At 66.1% G+C, this 16,001-nt stretch carries 15 protein-coding genes and 1 pseudogene; 9 read left to right on the top strand and 7 right to left on the bottom strand.

Translation table 11 applies throughout. The annotated features are described in order from the left end of the window. The 6 genes and pseudogenes from BRA62_RS01905 to BRA62_RS01880 all read left to right on the top strand — a co-directional run. Positions 1–1,051: pseudogene (locus tag BRA62_RS01905) on the top strand (PrsW family intramembrane metalloprotease); the annotation flags it as partial. Next, complete coding sequence (locus tag BRA62_RS01900) at positions 1,048–2,124, top strand: ABC transporter permease (RefSeq protein ID WP_292364414.1); 1,077 nt, start codon at positions 1,048–1,050, stop codon at positions 2,122–2,124. The pseudogene BRA62_RS01905 and the gene BRA62_RS01900, both read left to right, overlap by 4 nt. A 66-nt stretch (positions 2,125–2,190) precedes the next feature. Beyond that, positions 2,191–2,868, top strand: a complete 678-nt coding sequence (locus BRA62_RS01895; protein ID WP_292364412.1) for a hypothetical protein — start codon at positions 2,191–2,193, stop codon at positions 2,866–2,868. A 46-nt stretch (positions 2,869–2,914) separates the two neighbouring features. Continuing rightward, positions 2,915–4,222 (top strand): methyl-coenzyme M reductase glutamine C-methyltransferase, encoded by a 1,308-nt coding sequence (locus tag BRA62_RS01890; protein WP_292364410.1) that lies wholly within the window; start codon positions 2,915–2,917, stop codon positions 4,220–4,222. A gap of 154 nt (positions 4,223–4,376) precedes the next feature. After that, on the top strand, positions 4,377–5,537 hold the full coding sequence (locus BRA62_RS01885) for a DUF2795 domain-containing protein (protein WP_292364408.1): 1,161 nt from the start codon (positions 4,377–4,379) through the stop codon (positions 5,535–5,537). Positions 5,538–5,740: 203 nt separating this feature from the next. Next, positions 5,741–6,634, top strand: coding sequence for a DUF2795 domain-containing protein (locus BRA62_RS01880; protein WP_292364407.1), 894 nt, complete (start codon positions 5,741–5,743; stop codon positions 6,632–6,634). Positions 6,635–6,672: 38 nt separating this feature from the next. Here BRA62_RS01880 and BRA62_RS01875 read toward each other — a convergent pair whose 3' ends face one another. Further along, positions 6,673–7,875, bottom strand: coding sequence for a radical SAM protein (locus BRA62_RS01875; RefSeq protein WP_292364406.1), 1,203 nt, complete (start codon positions 7,873–7,875; stop codon positions 6,673–6,675). A 129-nt stretch (positions 7,876–8,004) separates the two neighbouring features. On the opposite strand from BRA62_RS01875, the gene BRA62_RS01870 reads away from it, so the two are divergent. From BRA62_RS01870 to BRA62_RS01860, 3 genes are read left to right on the top strand one after another with little or no spacing between them, the layout of a single operon-like run. Continuing rightward, complete coding sequence (locus BRA62_RS01870) at positions 8,005–8,715, top strand: NAD(P)/FAD-dependent oxidoreductase (RefSeq protein WP_292364405.1); 711 nt, start codon at positions 8,005–8,007, stop codon at positions 8,713–8,715. Continuing rightward, positions 8,675–9,214 (top strand): NAD(P)/FAD-dependent oxidoreductase, encoded by a 540-nt coding sequence (locus BRA62_RS01865; RefSeq protein WP_292364404.1) that lies wholly within the window; start codon positions 8,675–8,677, stop codon positions 9,212–9,214. The genes BRA62_RS01870 and BRA62_RS01865 overlap by 41 nt, the downstream gene beginning before the upstream one ends. 43 nt (positions 9,215–9,257) lie before the next feature. Further along, positions 9,258–10,739 (top strand): alpha-amylase family glycosyl hydrolase, encoded by a 1,482-nt coding sequence (locus BRA62_RS01860; protein WP_292364403.1) that lies wholly within the window; start codon positions 9,258–9,260, stop codon positions 10,737–10,739. On the opposite strand, the gene BRA62_RS01855 is transcribed toward BRA62_RS01860, so the two are convergent. The 6 genes from BRA62_RS01855 to dinB form a co-directional block, all read right to left on the bottom strand. Next, a complete protein-coding gene (locus BRA62_RS01855; protein WP_292364402.1) occupies positions 10,630–11,202 on the bottom strand; it encodes a GyrI-like domain-containing protein in 573 nt (190 codons plus the stop codon). The genes BRA62_RS01860 and BRA62_RS01855 overlap by 110 nt on opposite strands. 559 nt (positions 11,203–11,761) lie before the next feature. Next, positions 11,762–12,592: a tetratricopeptide repeat protein gene (locus tag BRA62_RS01850; RefSeq protein WP_292364400.1), complete on the bottom strand. Its 831-nt coding sequence runs from the start codon at positions 12,590–12,592 to the stop codon at positions 11,762–11,764. Between the two features lie 94 nt (positions 12,593–12,686). Beyond that, positions 12,687–13,160, bottom strand: a complete 474-nt coding sequence (locus tag BRA62_RS01845) for an HNH endonuclease (protein ID WP_292364398.1) — start codon at positions 13,158–13,160, stop codon at positions 12,687–12,689. Positions 13,161–13,218: 58 nt separating this feature from the next. After that, positions 13,219–13,647 carry a hypothetical protein gene (locus BRA62_RS01840; RefSeq protein WP_292364397.1) on the bottom strand — a complete coding sequence of 143 codons (429 nt, stop codon included), beginning with the start codon at positions 13,645–13,647 and terminating at the stop codon, positions 13,219–13,221. 138 nt (positions 13,648–13,785) lie between these two features. Beyond that, positions 13,786–14,619 (bottom strand): SDH family Clp fold serine proteinase, encoded by an 834-nt coding sequence (locus tag BRA62_RS01835; RefSeq protein WP_292364396.1) that lies wholly within the window; start codon positions 14,617–14,619, stop codon positions 13,786–13,788. A 93-nt stretch (positions 14,620–14,712) separates the two neighbouring features. Then, on the bottom strand, positions 14,713–15,798 hold the full coding sequence (gene dinB / locus BRA62_RS01830) for a DNA polymerase IV (protein WP_292364395.1): 1,086 nt from the start codon (positions 15,796–15,798) through the stop codon (positions 14,713–14,715). Positions 15,799–16,001: the final 203 nt, after the last annotated feature.

Here is a 16,001-nt window from a genome sequence, read left to right as displayed (position 1 = left end):
CTCCCAGTTCTTCATGATGAGCGTGATGAACGAGCGGGTGGGACGGGCAGGGGAAGCGCTCCTCTCCGCCCCCGTCCGATCGACCGCGATCGTCGTCGGCAAAGCGCTCCCCTACTTCACGATCATGATCCTCATCTCGGCCGCGATCACCTTCTTTGCCGGGGCGCCGATGACCATCCTCCTCCCGCTCGTCCCGGTCATCCTCTTCTTCCTCGCAAACGCCCTGATCATCGGGATGGCATCCCGGAGTTTCAAGGAACTCTCGTTCGTCTCGATCTTCTTTTCGACCCTCGCCACGTCGTACCTCTTCTTCCCGACGGTCTTTGCGAACACCCACGTCATAAGCATCATCTCGCCCCTCACCCTGGTCGTCCTCGATATCCAGGGCGACGGGTTCACCGCCATGGAATACGTCTACTCGACGGTGCTCTTCTTTGCAACGAGCATCATCCTCTTCTACGTCGGCATCACGAACTTCCGCGAGGAGCACCTCTTCTCGCAGAAGCCGCTTGCTTCAAGGCTCGCGGACTTCGTCTCGGGGGGTATCGGCCGCGACCATCCGCACCTCTCGCTCTTCCTCCTTGCCGCCTTCACGATACCGTTCGTCTTCATGGCCCAGATGCTGACGCTCGTCCTCTTCTTCAACATCCCGATGCCGCTCTCCCTCGTCCTCCTGACCGTCTCTGCGGCGTTCATCGAGGAGTTCGCGAAGTCGATCGGGCTTTACGCGGTGGCACGGGAGCGGCCCGGGTTCCTGACGCCGAAGAACCTGCTCCTCGGGGCGGTCGCGATCGGGTTCGGGTTCCTGGCCGGTGAAAAACTCCTCCTCCTCGCCACGCTCGCCCAGATCACCGAGTCGATCTTCGGGAGCGTCCTCTTCCTCTCCCTCCAGGTGCTCTGGATGCCGCTCCTCCTCCACATCACCGGGGTGCTCGTCACCGGCGGCTTCCTCCTGCTCTGGGGGCGGCGCGCCTACGGGCCGGGGCTCGTCGCGGCGAGCGTGGTACACAGCCTCTACAACCTCTACTTCCTGACGGGGGCGCTCCTGTGAAAAGACGAAATATCGGCCTTATCGCGAAGAAAGAACTCCTGGGACTCTCGTCGGAGAAGACGATCGTCTTTGCGATCCTCCTGCAGGTCTTCATCGCGATGTTCTCGTCGTTTCTGATGGTGGGGCTCACCGCCATGTACGACCCGGAGGCGATCGAGGGCTACTCGACGGTCACCTACGGCGTCGGCTACGCAGGGGCGGACTCACCGCTCATCGACGAGTTCGAGAAGAGAGACGACCTCATCCTCCACCGGATGGATCTCGGCCAGGCGCTTGCGGCGCTCCGCGAACGAGCGGTCTCGGCGGTGGTTTACGTCCCGGACACCCCGCCCGACGCCGAGGGGCCGGTCATGGTCACGCTCTACCTCATCCAGAACGACCTGCAGTCGAGCGTCATCAACGTCAAGGTAAAAGAGGTGCTCCAGGGCTACGAGAAGGAACTGCGGGAGGTCCGGGCCGGGCGGATGACCGCCTTCCCGGTCTCGCTGAACTTCCCCGAGTCCGGCGGCGGCGAGAACTTCTTCGAGTTCGTCTACGGCCTCCTCATTCCGCTGCTCGTCCTTCTCCCGGCGATCGTCTCGGCCGCCCTGATCATCGACCTCATCACCGAAGAATACCAGCGCCAGACGCTCGAGACGCTCATGTCGACGCCGGTCACGTTCGCGGAGATGGTCTGGGGGAAGGTTGCCGCCTGCGAGGTTCTGGTTCCGGTTCAGGCCGGAGCCTGGCTCCTTCTCCTCGGGTTCAACGGCATCGCGGTCGATAACGCCGCCGCGATCCTCCTCCACGCCTCGGCGGGCGGGCTCTTCCTCATCCTGCTCGGGGCTCTCGTGGCGCTTCACTACCGCGAACGGACGAGCGCCCAGTTCATCTTCTCGACCGCGCTCGTTGTAGTCTTCCTCCTCGTCATGGCCGTCCCCTACAACCCCCTGAACCTCATAGTCAGGCTCGCGGTGGACACCGCAGGTCCCGTCCACTGGCTGATCCTCGCGCTGGTCGCGGGCGCGACGGCCCTCCTCGGGTGGGCGGTAACGGCCTACGCCCGCCGGGTCGGGGAAGGGGTTCCGGCGTAGCCGTCATCTCGCCGCATTCCATCGTGGGCAAACTATATATCGGCGGATAGGTCATTCAGCCCATCGATGACCCACCTCCGTCACCTCAATACCACCTGTGCAGTCTGCGGCGAGGCCTGCCGGTTCACCATCCCCGAGGCCGCGGGCTGCGTCGGGTCGCGCGACCTCGATACCCGTCCCGCCGAACCCCTGCGATCCACCATCTACGCATGGGTGAAACGGTGCCCGTCCTGCGGCTACTGCGCACCCGACCCGGGCAAGGCCCCGAAGGGGGCGGCCGACGTGGTGAAACTCCCGCGCTACCGCTGGCAACTCGACGCCCGGAAGTTTCCGAATATCGCAAACACCTTCCTCTGCTGGTCGATAATCCAGGAAGATCTCGGTGCCCCGGCCCGGGCTGCGTGGGCGTCCCTCCATGCTGCATGGGTCTGCGACGACGAGGGGAAGGACGTGCCCGCCCGGATCTGCCGGAAACGCGCCGCCGACCTCCTTCGGCGGGCGTGGGAGAAGGGCGAGCGCCTGGCACCCCAGGCGGGGACGGACGAGGCGCTCCTCGCGGACCTGCTCCGCAGGGCAGGGAGGCTCCGGGAGGCCCGCGCCGTTGTCGCGGAGACGATGGGGAAGAACCCGCAACCCATCATCGCCGACATCATGCGGCTCCAGGCGCGGTTGATCGCCGCATCGGACCGGAGTGCCCACACCGTCGCCGAGGCCCGGCGGTTCAGGCAGCCCGCGCCGCTCTGACCGGCAGATCCCCACCTTTTGTATACTGTTCCGGCGATACTGTATCATGGATATCACGATCCTCTCCCCCGGCATCTACACCTACGGCGCCATGCTGATCGGCGGCGTTCTCCGCGACGCGGGTCATCGGGTGACGCTCACCCGAACGCCCGCCGCCCCGGCCGACTCAGTCCTGCTCGCGAGCCTCTTCTCGACCCAGCACCTCCTCGACCCCGCGATCCGGGACCTGATCCGGACTCATCGCGAGCAGGGCGGGACGGTCTATGTCGGGGGACCGGTCTCGGCCGCGCCGGAGATGGTGCTCGGGGAGCTTGCTCCCGACGCGGTGGTCGTCGGCGAGGGCGAGGAGACGGTTGTCCGCCTCGTCGAGGAAGGCGTCTCGGATTCCCTCCCGGGGATCGCGTTTCTCGACGGCGGCCGGCCGGTCGTGACGCCCCCTGCCCCGCCGGCGTCGATCGACCGGCCGCTCCCCCTGATCCCGGACGACATCGGGAGCCAGAGCATCCGGGGCGCGAACGCCTACATCGAGACCCACCGGGGGTGCATCGGGGGATGCACCTTCTGCCAGGTGCCCCGGTTCTTCGGGAGGACGGTCCGGAGCCGGCCGCTTGAGCGCATCATCGAGGAGGTGAAGGCATTTTCCGCACACGGGGCGACACGGCTCTCGGTCTCCGGGGGGACCGGGTCGCTCTACGGCTCCAGCAGCGGGGAGATGGACCCGGAAGCCTTCATCAGCCTCCTCCGGGGGATGGCCGGGGTGATGGGGCAAAAGAACGTCTCCTCCCCGGACATCCGCGTCGACTGCATCACCGACGAGATCCTGGACGCCATCCGGCAGTACACCATCGGGTGGGTCTTCTTCGGGATCGAGTCGGGGAGCGACCGGGTGCTCCGGATGATGGGGAAGGGCGCGACCGTCCGGCAGGTCGAGGAGGCGGTGGAGCGGTGCCGGGAGCACGATCTTCGCGTTGCAGGAAGCTTCATCGTCGGCTACCCCGGAGAGACGAAACGCGACTACGAGGCGACGAAGGACCTGATCGCTGCGCTCTCGCTCGACGACGTCTTCGTGAGCAGCGCCGAGCCCATCCCGGGGACACCGCTCGCCGACCTCGTGGTCAGGACGTCCCGCGATAAGAACCCGGCGTTCGTGCCGCACACCGGGGAGTACCGGCCGCTCGATCTCACCGAGAGCGAGGCCCGGTGCTTCGACCTGATGATGCATGCCGATATGTTCCGCCCGCAGATGCGGCTCGTGACCGATGAGGTCTACAATGTTTACCTTGCCGAGGCGAGGAAGCAGGGGCGGGATATCAGGGCGGCGACCGAACTGATCCTCCGGTACGCCCGGGCGTAAGTTCGGGCCGGCAGCCTTTCTCCTCTCTATGCTCTCATCCCGGATCCCGGCCGATTCTCCCGAACGGGAAACGCTTAAGTATCCTCGATCCTCTACTCCCCCGCCTTGAAGGGGTAGTAACCCTTCGCAGGCAAACGAGTTGGAGGGAGATACGATGGCTGAGAGACAGGCAGGGTCGGTGCTGGAGACCCGGCCGAGACGGGAAGAGACGGTGGACCTGATGCGCGCACACGACATCAGGGATATCAAGGTACGGAATCCGGAAGGAGAGAACCTCGGCGATATCAGCGATGTCGCCATTGACCGCGATAGCGGCTGCGTCGCGTATGCCGTGCTCTCCTACGGGGGGATACTCGGGTTCGGCGAGAAGCATTTCGCCATTCCCTGGGAGGCGGTTCGCACCCGCCCGGGGGAGAGGAGCGCCGTCGTGGATGCGGATAAGCGGACGCTGGACACCACGCACGGGTTTGCCAGGGGCAGGATGCCTCGCGAGGGGGACTGGAGCCTGATCCGGACACCACCCCCGGCGCGTGCGGCAGCGGAGCCCGCGCCCCCGGTGACGGAGAGAGAAGTCCCGCCGCCACGGGAGGCAGCGGCGGCCGCACCGGCGGAGACCACGGCCCCGGGCAGGGAGAGGACCGTTCCGACGCCGCCGCCCGTCCAGACGGTCGCGGGCGGCTGGGGAGGGCAGCCGACGGGCCAGCGTGCCGAGGAGCGGCCGGTAACAACGGAGGCCCCGCCCCGGGAACCCGGCGTCAGGGAAGTCCAGAGGGAGCGCACGGGCGGGATGGAGACCCGGCCGGTGACGGAAGCCGAACGGCCCACGACGACGCCGGGACCGGCTCCCGGGCACCTTTCGGCCGCAGGCCTGCAGACCTACCTCAAGGGCATCGATTACCCCGCGGGCAGGCAGGACCTGATCAACCACGCCAGAAAGAACCAGGCCCCGGAGAGCGTGATCACGGTGCTCGAGGGCTTTTCCGACCGGTCCTACCGGTCTGCCGCCGAGGTGAGCGAGGAGTTCGGCAGCGAGATTCGCGGGGGACAGCCGGCACGGGCGGAGACCATGGTCGAGGAGGTCCGCGAAGAGCCTCCCGTTGCCCGGAGCACGGGGCCGTCGCTCGCCCACCTCTCCGCTGCCGACCTGCAGGTCTACCTCAAGGGTATGGACTACCCGGCGGGCAAACAGGACCTGATCAACCACGCCAGAACAAACAACGCCCCGGAGGACGTGATCGCGGCGCTTGAGCAGTTCGGCGACCGGACCTACCGGTCAGCCACCGACGTGAGCACGGAGTTCGGCAACGTCAAGTGAGGGGACAAATTCCACCGCTGCGGGCGGCAGCCGGGAAACATCCCTCCCACCCTCCCCCGTATGCTCTTTGTGCGGCGGAAAATCCCCTCCCGGCGCCCCGGTCCAGGGGCCGGGGAACTCTTAAATAGTCGCAACGCGCATCGCCCGCTCTGCGCGAAGGTGAAGACTGCCTTCGGAAGCGTACCAGGGATATGGTGGTTGCAATGGCCGAAACGATTCTTGAACAGCAGGTACGGAGGACGGAGGGGCAGGAGTTCTTCTCATCCGAAGATGTCGTGGGGAAACGGGTGAAGAACCCGGAGGGCTATGATCTCGGTGAGATCTCGAGCCTGCGAGTAGGTCTCCCCACGGGAAGAGTGGTATACGCAGTGCTCAGGACCGGGGGGATGTTCGGTCTCGGGTCGAAGCTCTTCGCGATCCCTATCGAGGCCATGGTCTACCGGCCGGGGGACGACGTCTTTGTGGCGAACATCAGCAAGTACAGGCTCGACAACGAGCCCGGGTTCTCGGAAGGCGATTGGCCGAGAGAAGCGAACTGGAGCCTGATCGAGTCGAGACGGCCGATGGGTCCCCCGAGCCAGGAGGAGGCCCGGGCCGTGACCCGAACGGAGGCCCCGCCGCGCGAGGTCGTCACGACGGAGCGCGTGGAGGTGCGGGAGAGGGGTGTCCGTGAGGAGATGCCGATAAAGGCCGGGGAAGTGGAAGAGGGGAGGGCCAGGACGGCGGTGACGGAGACCGCGCCACGGGAGACTGTCGTCGAGGAGGTCCGAAGAGAGCAGCCGGTTGAGGCCGAAACCCGGCCGGTGACGGAGGCACACGCTCCGACACTCGAGTCCATGATGAAGGCCGAGGAGGAGGGAGCGGCGGTTGAACGGCCCGCGACAACCCCGGGAGCGCCGTCCCTCGCGCACCTCTCCGCCGCCGACCTGCAGGTCTACCTCAAGGGCATGGACTACCCGGCGGGCAGACAGGACCTGATCGCCCATGCCAGAACAAACAACGCCCCGGAGGACGTGATCGCGGCGCTTGAGAGGTTCAGCGACCGGACCTACCGGTCTGCTGCCGACGTGGGCACCGAGTTTGGGCAGGTCAGGTAAGCCCCACCAATTTTTGGGAAACCGCATCCGTCCGCACGCTACAGGACAAGCTTCGTCTGCACCGTCTCCCGCCCGCCGAACGTGAGATAGCGTCCGGCGGCTTTCCCCCGGATACCGGCCCGGGCAAGATCAGCAGATCCGGTAAACGGCCGCACTCTCCGCTGCGAGAGGATCCTGTCCGCCCCCTTCGGCCCGATCCCGGGAACCCGGAGGAGGTCGCGGCGCGGGGCAAGGTTGACGTTCACCGGCATCCTCCCGGCCGCAAGGACGACTTTCGGGTCGCGGTCGGGAAAGAACCCCTCTTCATCAAAGATAGACCGGAGTTCGTCGGCCGTAACGCCGTACTCACGGAGCAGGAAGTCGGCCTGGTACCACCGCCTCGCCCGCCATGCCGGTGTATCGGGGTGCGATGCAAGGGGAGTCCCGGGGAGGGAGCGGAACGCCGAAAAGTAGATCCGGGAGGGGCGGACCCGCCGGTACTGGTCGGCGAGGCAGGAGAGGACCTCAGCATCGGTCTCGTCTGCCGCCCCGACAACGAGCTGCGTGGTGTGGCCGCCGGGCTTCTCCTCCGCCACCCACGACTGGCGCTTCAGGATATCCTGCCGGTAGTCCTTCACCCCGGCGATACCCCCAAGGCGGTCGGGGGACGTCGTCTCCAGGTTGATGCTGATCCGGTCGGCCACGCGGGCGGCGTCGTGGATATCCGCCCGGGTTGCGCCGGGGAGGACCTTCAGGTGAAGGTAGCCGCCGTAGCCCCGGCGGCGCAGGAGCTCCCCCGTCTCCACGAGATCGTGCATTACATAATCGACGTCCCGGGGGATGCCGGAACTCAAAAAAAGTCCTTCGACGAGTCCGTCCCGCCAGAGGCGGAGGAAGGTATCGGCGAACTCCCGGGGGGAGAAACTCACCGGCTCCCGCCGGGTGCGGACGGGGCAGTAGGCGCAGTCGTAGGAGCAGGTGCCGTTGAGGAGCATCTTGAGCATCCGCCCGCACCCGCCCGTCCGGCGGTTGTAGGAGATATAGGGAGCGATCACGGTTCGCACATTCGGGTCTTCGAGACCGCCGAGAGCTTCTTGAGATGCACGAGGGGTATCGAGCGGAACAGGCAGAATTTCCGGCGCTTGAGAGGTCTTTCGGGCGTCGAGTGTCATCGGGAGGAGTTGAAGGCACTCGCCCGGGCTGCAGATGTCGAACCGCCCGGCAGCGGTGAGATAGGTGAGTTTCTGCTCCGCGACGGACATACCGGAAGCATCGGCCCGCGAATAAAAGAGCCTGCTCCGCGGGGGGTGAAAGTGTTCGGGGAGCGATCCGCTCTCGCGGGGAAAGAGATATGGTCTGTGCCGGAATCTATCATCGCAAGGAGAGAGGAGATGAAGGGTCGGCCCGAATACGATGCGGTCGTCGTCGGCGGCGGGCCCGCCGGGAGCACAGCCGCCTGCCTGCTCGGGGAGGCCGGGCACCGGGTGGTGCTCCTTGAAAAGCGGACGTACCCCCGGGATAAGGTTTGCGGCGGCTGCCTCAGCCAGAAAACCGTCCGGTTTCTCGACAGGGTTTTTTCTCTCCCGGTCGATGCCCTCCGGCAGGAAGGGCTGCTCGACTTCACCGGGACAGGATACGCACTCTACATCGGAAGCCGCCGCATCCTCGCCGAAGACCTTGCGGAACCGGTCTACTTCACCCGGCGGGAGCGCTACGACACCTACCTTGCCGGGAGGGCGGCACAGGCAGGAGTGGAAGTCCACACGGGCGCAGAAGCGGCCGAAATCGATCATGCCCGCCGGACCGTCACGACATCCGACGGGGACCGGTACGCTGCCCGGGTCCTCATCGGGGCCGACGGGGTCCATAGCCGGGTCCGGCGTTCCCTCCCGGAGAGCGTCGTCGACATGAAGCGGTGGCACGAAAACCTCGGGTGGACGCTGGAACTTTCGATCCCCGCAAAGAGGCGGAAACGCTCGCAAACGATGACGGACCGATCCGCCTGGACGACGGCCTCGCGACGCCCCACCTGGTCTTTGCCGCCTGCCGGTGGGGCTACGGGTGGGTCTTCCCGAACAGGGAGGCGATCGTCGTGGGGATAGGGGGGCTGCTGCGGGTGAACGAAAAGGCCTCCCCGAACGCTTCGAAGAGTTCCTGAAGACTGTCGGCTTTTCTGCGTTCACCGATCGGAAACCTGCCGGCTTTTCGCTCCCGCTCGGGAACTACATCCTCTCCCCGGCACATGAGGGGACGGTTCTCGTCGGGGATGCGGCCGGGTTTGCAAGCCCGCTCCTCGGCGAGGGGATCTTTTACGCCCACCGGACGGCGGAACTCGCCGCCCACGCCGTCGACCGCCACCTTACCTCCGCCGCACCGCTCGCCGGGACCTACACCACCCTCCTCCGCCGGCGCCTCATCCCCGAACTGCGGGCAGAGACGGCGCTCCGGAACTTCCTCTACCGCTGCCTCGACGCCCGGATGCATGCGCCGCTCGCGGCGTTCATGCGGGCGACGGACACCCTGGTCGTCGACGCGGTGCAGGGCACCCGGTCGTTCCGGGGGTTCCGGCGGGACGACGACCTGCATTCCGCTATCTGGTAGAGCAGGGATACCTCTATCCACCCCGAGATCCGGGAGAGATGCCATGAACACCCATACCCCACGCCACCCCTCCCTCTACGAGGTCAACGTCCGCGTCCGGCTCCGGCACCTCGGCAGGAAGGCCGGGCGCCGCCTCACGCTCGACGATGTCCCGGACGCCTGGCTCGCGGGGCTTGCCGAATGCGGCTTCTCCTGGGTCTACCTCATGGGAGCCTGGGAGACCGGGGAGGCCGGGCGCCGGGTCTCCCGCTCGAACGACCGGTGGCTCGCCGGATACCGGTGCCTGCTTCCCGATCTTGACGAGGAGGACATCTGCGGCTCCCCCTTTGCCGTCGCCGGCTACCGGCTGCATCCCGACCTCGGGGAGCCGGAGGAACTCGCCCGGTTCCGCGACCGCCTGCACCGGCACGGTATGCAGCTGATGCTCGACTTCGTCCCGAACCACACCGCACCCGACCACCCCTGGGTGCGGGACCGCCCGGACTACTACATCCACGGCACGGAGGAGGAACTCGCCCGGCGGCCGCAGGAATTCGCCCGGGTGGACCTCCCCGGAGGCCCGGCCGTCATCGCTCACGGCCGGGATCCCTACTCCGGCGGCTGGCCCGACACCCTGCAGCTCGATTACGGCAATCAGGCCATGCAGGAGACGATGATCGCCGAACTGCAGAGGATCGCGGGATGGTGCGACGGCCTCCGGTGCGATATGGCGATGCTCGTCCTTCCGGAGATCTTCCGGCGGACCTGGGGGCGGGAGACGGAACCCTTCTGGCCCCGCGCAATCGAAGGCGTCCACAAAGAGCACCCCGGATTTACCTTCGTGGCGGAGGTCTACTGGGACCTCGAGTGGGCGCTCCAGCAGCAGGGATTCGACTACACCTACGACAAGCGCCTCTATGACCGGCTCCGAAACGGAGCAGCCCGGCCGGTGCGGGAGCATTTCCGGGCGGACCCGGAATACCAGAAAAGATCCGTCAGGTTCCTCGAGAACCACGACGAGAGCCGGGCGGCGGCATCCTTCCCGCCCGACCGCCACCGGGCCGCCGCCGTCCTCGCCTTCCTCTGCCCCGGCCTCCGGTTCTTCCACCAGGGGCAGTTTACCGGGCGGCGGAAGAAGATTCCAGTCCACCTCTGCCGGTGGCCGGAGGAGCCGGCCGACCGGGCCATAGAAGAGTTCTACCGGCGGCTCTTTTCCTGCCTGCGCCTTCCGGTGTTTCGGGACGGCGAGTGGCAACTTCTCGACTGTCGCCCCGCATGGGAGGGGGACCTCTCCCACGACGGCTACATCGCCTTCGCCCGGGAGAGGGAGGGGCAGCGCTGCCTTGTCGCCGTCAACTACGCCCCCGACCGGGGCCAGTGCTACGTCCCGTTCCCGTGGGCCGATCTCGCGGGGAAGGCGATCCGCCTCCGGGACCTCATGGGAGAGGCACGGTACGACCGGGACGGTGAGGGGCTCCTTTCGCCCGGCCTTTTCCTCGACATCCCCGGGTGGGGCCGTCACGTCTTCGAGGTCGCGGGAGAATGACCGCTCCCTTCAGGGGGACGGGGGATGGTCCTCCACCGGGAACTGGACCTCGGTCAGGAGTTCCTCCTCCCGGCACCTCGGCAGGATCGTTGAGGTAGAGTTCCCGCGAGGGGCCGGCCGGCACGAGGCGGTGCTCGTTCATGTAGGAAAAGAGCCGCTCGTAAGCCTTCCCTACACCGGGGTAGGGGCCCGTGTGGAGCACCGAGACGAACTTACCGCCCGGAAGGGTCACGACCCCGGCGCCCCCCTCGAGGTTGACGGACCCGATGATCGGGATCGCCACCTCGATATCTGCGTCCGCCTCCCGGTACTCCTCGTCGTGGCAGATGAACATGATCGGCCCGGCCATCTTTGCCGCGGGCTGCCGCCCTTCAGCAGGACAGACATAAGCGCAGAGTTCCCCGATCAGTCTCGGGATCGCCTCCTGGTAAACACCCCGCTCCCGGCGGGAAAGCGCCCGCATGGCAGGGATATCCTTGATAACAGGTTCGGTATCGACATACGGAATCCTCCGTTCAGTGGGTCCTGCGTCCGCAGGGCCTCTGCAATCGCATGCAGCCGGCCGGCCTCCCGTTCGGTTGCAGCGAGACGCCGTGTGAAGTGATCCCGGATCGTCCCGGCGTCGCCGCGTTCCCGTGCCTCGAGAATGGCTTCCACCTCGGAGAGGCCGAACCCGAGCCAGAGCAGGTTTCGGATACGGATACCCCGCCCGGCCTGGGCGAAGGTGTAGTAGCGGTACCCCGTGCAGATGTCCCTTGCCGCAGGGACGAGGAGCCCCGCTCGTCGTAGAGGCGGAGCGCTTTCTGCGAGAGCCGGGTGATCCGCGAGAACGTGCCTATGGGGGTCTGGTCGACCGGCATGGATACAATCCACCTGTTGGCGTCACCGGGTAATAGACGGTCGGAGTCTCCCCCAGGGGAGAGTTCCCGCCCGGTATGGCAGTTCCCGGTTGGACGGCACCCGGCGTCAACCTTCCGGAACGGTTCCGGGCGGGCCGGGCCCGGAGGAAGAGGACGGCCCCCTCACCAATTCTGGATGAGGGAGAGGAGCATCTTTCTGACCTGATTGGTCAGTTCGCAGGAGGGGTTTATCTCAAGCGCCTTGTCGGCGCATGCAAGCGCATGCCGGTACATGCCGAGGTGGTAGAGGACGCTGCACTTCATGCTCCACCCGGCGGCGTACTTCGGATCGATCGCGAGCACCCGGTCGAAGCATTCGAGCGCTTTCCGGTACTCCCCGAGCGCATACAGGGCGCCTCCCTTCAGGCTCCAGACCCGGACGCTCCCGGAATCGTCGGCGATAGCCCTGTCGTAACAGGCGACGGCGTCCTCGTGCCGGTGCTGGAGAAAGTGGGCGTAACCGAGATCGGTCCAGGCCGCCACGAAATGCGGGTCTATCGAGAGAACCCGCTCGTAGCAGGCGACTGCATCGTCCAGCCGGTGCATCGCGACGAAGATGCCGCTCCGGTTGTACCAGGCGACCGCGGAATCAGGGTTGAGTTCCAGGGCACGGTCGTAACAGGCGAGCGCCTCCTCGAGCCGGTTGCGGCGCCGGTGCAGCATTCCCCGGGAGACCCATGCCGGAGCAAAACCCGGGTCGATCGAGAGCGCTCTCTCCCAGCAGGCAACCGCATCCTGATCCCTGCCGATGAGATCGAGGAAGACACCCTTGTTATTCCACATCTTCACGTTGGCCGGATCTTCTTCGAGCACCCGGTCAAAACAACCTATAGCCTCGCCGAATCGTCCCTGCTGGGCGAGGGAGACCGCTTTCCTGCTCACTGCGGTATCGGTGCCGGGCCCTTCCCGGTCTTCGGGATCACCCCTGCCGAAGAGTTTTCCTGTAATACTCATTCCGGACATTCCCCCCACGGTCACGCTACTGGTAGCGGGCATAAGATATAACCGTTCCCCCACTCCTGACGATGGCTGGCGGGGGAAGCGGCGTTCAGGAACGTCTCGTCTCTCCGCTCACCGGGAATCGCGTCGACCGGGCGGCACGGCGCCGCACCGCCGGGAGCACCCGCGCAACCCTTCTCGCCCCTCCTTCCCGGCGGAGCTCGGTATGCACCCGGGCGTGGCAGATGCCGCAGAGGGTAAGCAGGTTCGCCGGGTCGTCGTTCGTGGGATCGCCGTCGAGATGGTGGATGTGGAGGTCTTTGCCTCCGCCGCAGACGGTGCATTGCTGTCCGTCGCGATCCAGGATCGCGTTCCGTATCGCTTTCCATCCCGGCAGGGCATACTTATCCCGCGCCCGGATGGGGATCTCGAAGCGTTCGCAGTAGACGGCGCCTGCGGTCCTCACGGCGAACGGGCACTGGTAACAGAGCCGACGGAAACCGTTCCGGTCGGGGTTATTGTTGCAGAGGGGGTCCTGTAAACGGTCAAACGCATCCAGGCGCAGCTGGAGGTAAGTGCTCACGATCAAAGGAAAGTAGGTCGCGGGACGGGATAAGGGCTGGGGAGCCCTCACCTCCGGGTCACGGCGATGTCGGGACGGGTGTCGCAGGAGATACGGACGTCCTGCTCTGGTGCAGGACTTCACCTGCGGTGTTCCTGATCTCGATCTCGATCGCCGCGCCGTCCGAGGGATCCTCGCGCGGGACGACGAACTCGATGGGGTTGCCGCGGGAGACATTCTCGTACAGCACGTCCTCCCGGGTCTCGCTCGTCGTTCCCCAGGAGACGTCCCGCTCGATTGTACAGGTCACGCTGTAGGCCCCCGGTTCGTCGGTGTTCGGGATGAAACGGAACACCACGCGGTCGTCGTAACCCAGCGTCTCTCCCCGGAACACCGGGCCCGGCTCCTGCTCTGCGGGAGGCTGCTCCCCGCCTGTACATCCTGCAGAGAGAAGGGCCGCTGCGAGGAACAGGCAGACGAGCAATGCGTGCGTTATGGTCGAAGTCATTGTTACCGCTCCCTGCCGGCCCCGTACCCACAGAAGCCCTGCGGGTGCGGGCCGCAAACAGGGTAATATTGGTTCCGGAATTTTAAAATGAATTTCATTGGTATTTTCGCAGATCCCGGGGAGAGGGAGGGTGAAACGTCACCCTTTCTTCTCCTCCTCCCGGTAAGGGATCGGGACATAGGCAACCGACGGGCGGCGGGGCATCGCCTGCGGGAAGAGGTCCATCAACCGGTAGATCCCGGCGGGCATACCGGGGGTGACGGGGAGGCCGAGTTCCCGTGCCTGCTCGAGAGTGATCGGGTAGTCGTGGGTCCATCTCCCCTCTGTGAGCAGGCGGGAGAGGCGGTCCGCCTGCCCGGCGTCCATCCTTTCCCGGAGGAGATCGGTCACGAACTCCCGCATCTGGTTCTGGGCTTTTGAAGCGATGTCGACCAGGATGAAGGTCTCGTCCTCGATCTCCTCCGGCGGTTTCAAACGCGGAACCCGCAGGATCGACGCCGCCGGATACTCCCCGATCCGCGGATCGACCGGACCGAGCACGGCGTTCTCGTCCATCGCCACCTCATCGGCGGCGAGACAGAGGAGCGTCCCGCCCGACATGGCGTAGTGGGGAACAAAGACGGTCACCTTACCCTTGTGGCGCCGGAGCGCCATCGCGATCTGTTCGGAGGAGAGGATCAGGCCGCCGGGGGTGTGGATGATGAAGTCGATCGGCATCTCCGGCTCCGTGAGCCGGATCGCCCTGAGGATCTCCTCGGAATCATTGATGTCGATGTAGCGGAAGAGCGGGATGCCCAGAAACGCGACTCGTTCCTGCCGGTGGATAAGGGCGATGACCCTGGTTCGGCGCTCCACCTCCAGGTCCCGGATCGCCCGCAGGCGGCGGGCCCGGGTCACCTGCTGCTGGACGATCGGCACCGCGAAGAGGAGGAGAAGGATGGCAACGAGGAGCACGATCCAGATATCGGGCATACCGGAACCATGGTGCGCGCCGGATGTAAAGAAGGTTCGCCCGGCTCCACCAGCCGCGAAGCAATAGCCGCAGATTTTGCTGACAATTCCTCTTCAGGGGGAGAGAAATTCGTCGATCGACGCCTGCCGGGTGCGGCCGCCCTCAAGCGCCGAGAGCCTGACACCAAGGAGCCGGACGTCCGTCCCGTTGAGGAACGGCAGGAGGAGAGCGGATGCGGCCCCCCGGATCACCTCGGGGTCCGCGGTGAACCGCGGGAGCGTCCGCGACCGGGTGTGCGTCTGAAAGTCGCGGTATCTGACCTTGACCGTGACGGTACGGCACCGGAGACCGTCGGCGGCAAGCGTCCCGGCGACAACATCCGCAAGTTCGGCAAGGGTTCCCGCGAGGACGTCCGGGTCGGCGGTATCCGCTTCAAACGTCGTCTCCCGGGAGACGGATTTGCACCCCTCCCTGCCCTGCACCTCCCCGTCATCGATGCCCCGGGCGAGGCGGTGCATCAGGACGCCGTGTCTCCCGAACCGGGCGATGAGGTCCTGGACGTCACGGCACGCAAGGTCGCCGATGGTCAGGATGCCCATCCGCCGGAGGTCTTCACCGGTCTTCTTCCCGATACCCGGGATCTTTCCCACCGGCAGGGGGGCGAGGAATCCCGCGACCCCGTCCGGTGGGACAACCGTCAGCCCGTCGGGTTTTTCGTAGTCGGAGGCGATCTTTGCCACGGCCTTGCCCGGGGCGACGCCGACCGAGCAGGTGAGCCCCGTCTCCTCCCGGACCTCCCGCTTGATTGCAGCGGCAAGTGCTTCTGCCGCCGGGAAACTTCCGGCATCGCTGACGTCGAGGTAAGCCTCGTCGATGCTAACCTGTTCGACGCGGCCGGCGTGCCGGGAGAGGACCGCCATGACTTCCTCCGAGACCCGGACGTAGAGCGGGCGGTTCACCGGGAGGTAGACGCCATACGGGCAGAGGTCGTACGCCCGGGAGATGGGCATGCCGGAGTGGACGCCATAGCGGCGGGCTTCATACGAGCAGGTGCTCACGACCCCGCGGCCCACCCCTCCCTTCGGGTCGGCGCCCACGATCACCGGCCTCCCGGCAAGAGAGAGGTCGCGGCGGACCTCGACGGAGGCGAAGAAACTGTCCATGTCCACGTGCAGGATGATGCGGCCGCCGGTCGTCACTCTTTGAAGTCCTCCTCCCCGGTCTCTTGAGGGAGTGTTGGGGGTCAGGCGATATAGGGGGTTTGGTGGGGTGAATGGGGTTGCGAAGATGTCAGATGCAAGTTCCTATCCGTGCCTGCAAGGATGCCGTAAGCCCGAAAACGGCTTCCGAGGGGATATCGCGTTTGGGGTGGGGCTGACGGGGAGGGGGGATGCCCCCCCCT

The organism is Methanoculleus sp. UBA208 (assembly GCF_002498065.1).
GTDB lineage: Archaea > Halobacteriota > Methanomicrobia > Methanomicrobiales > Methanoculleaceae > Methanoculleus.
This window is presented reverse-complemented; position numbering and strand designations above follow the sequence as displayed.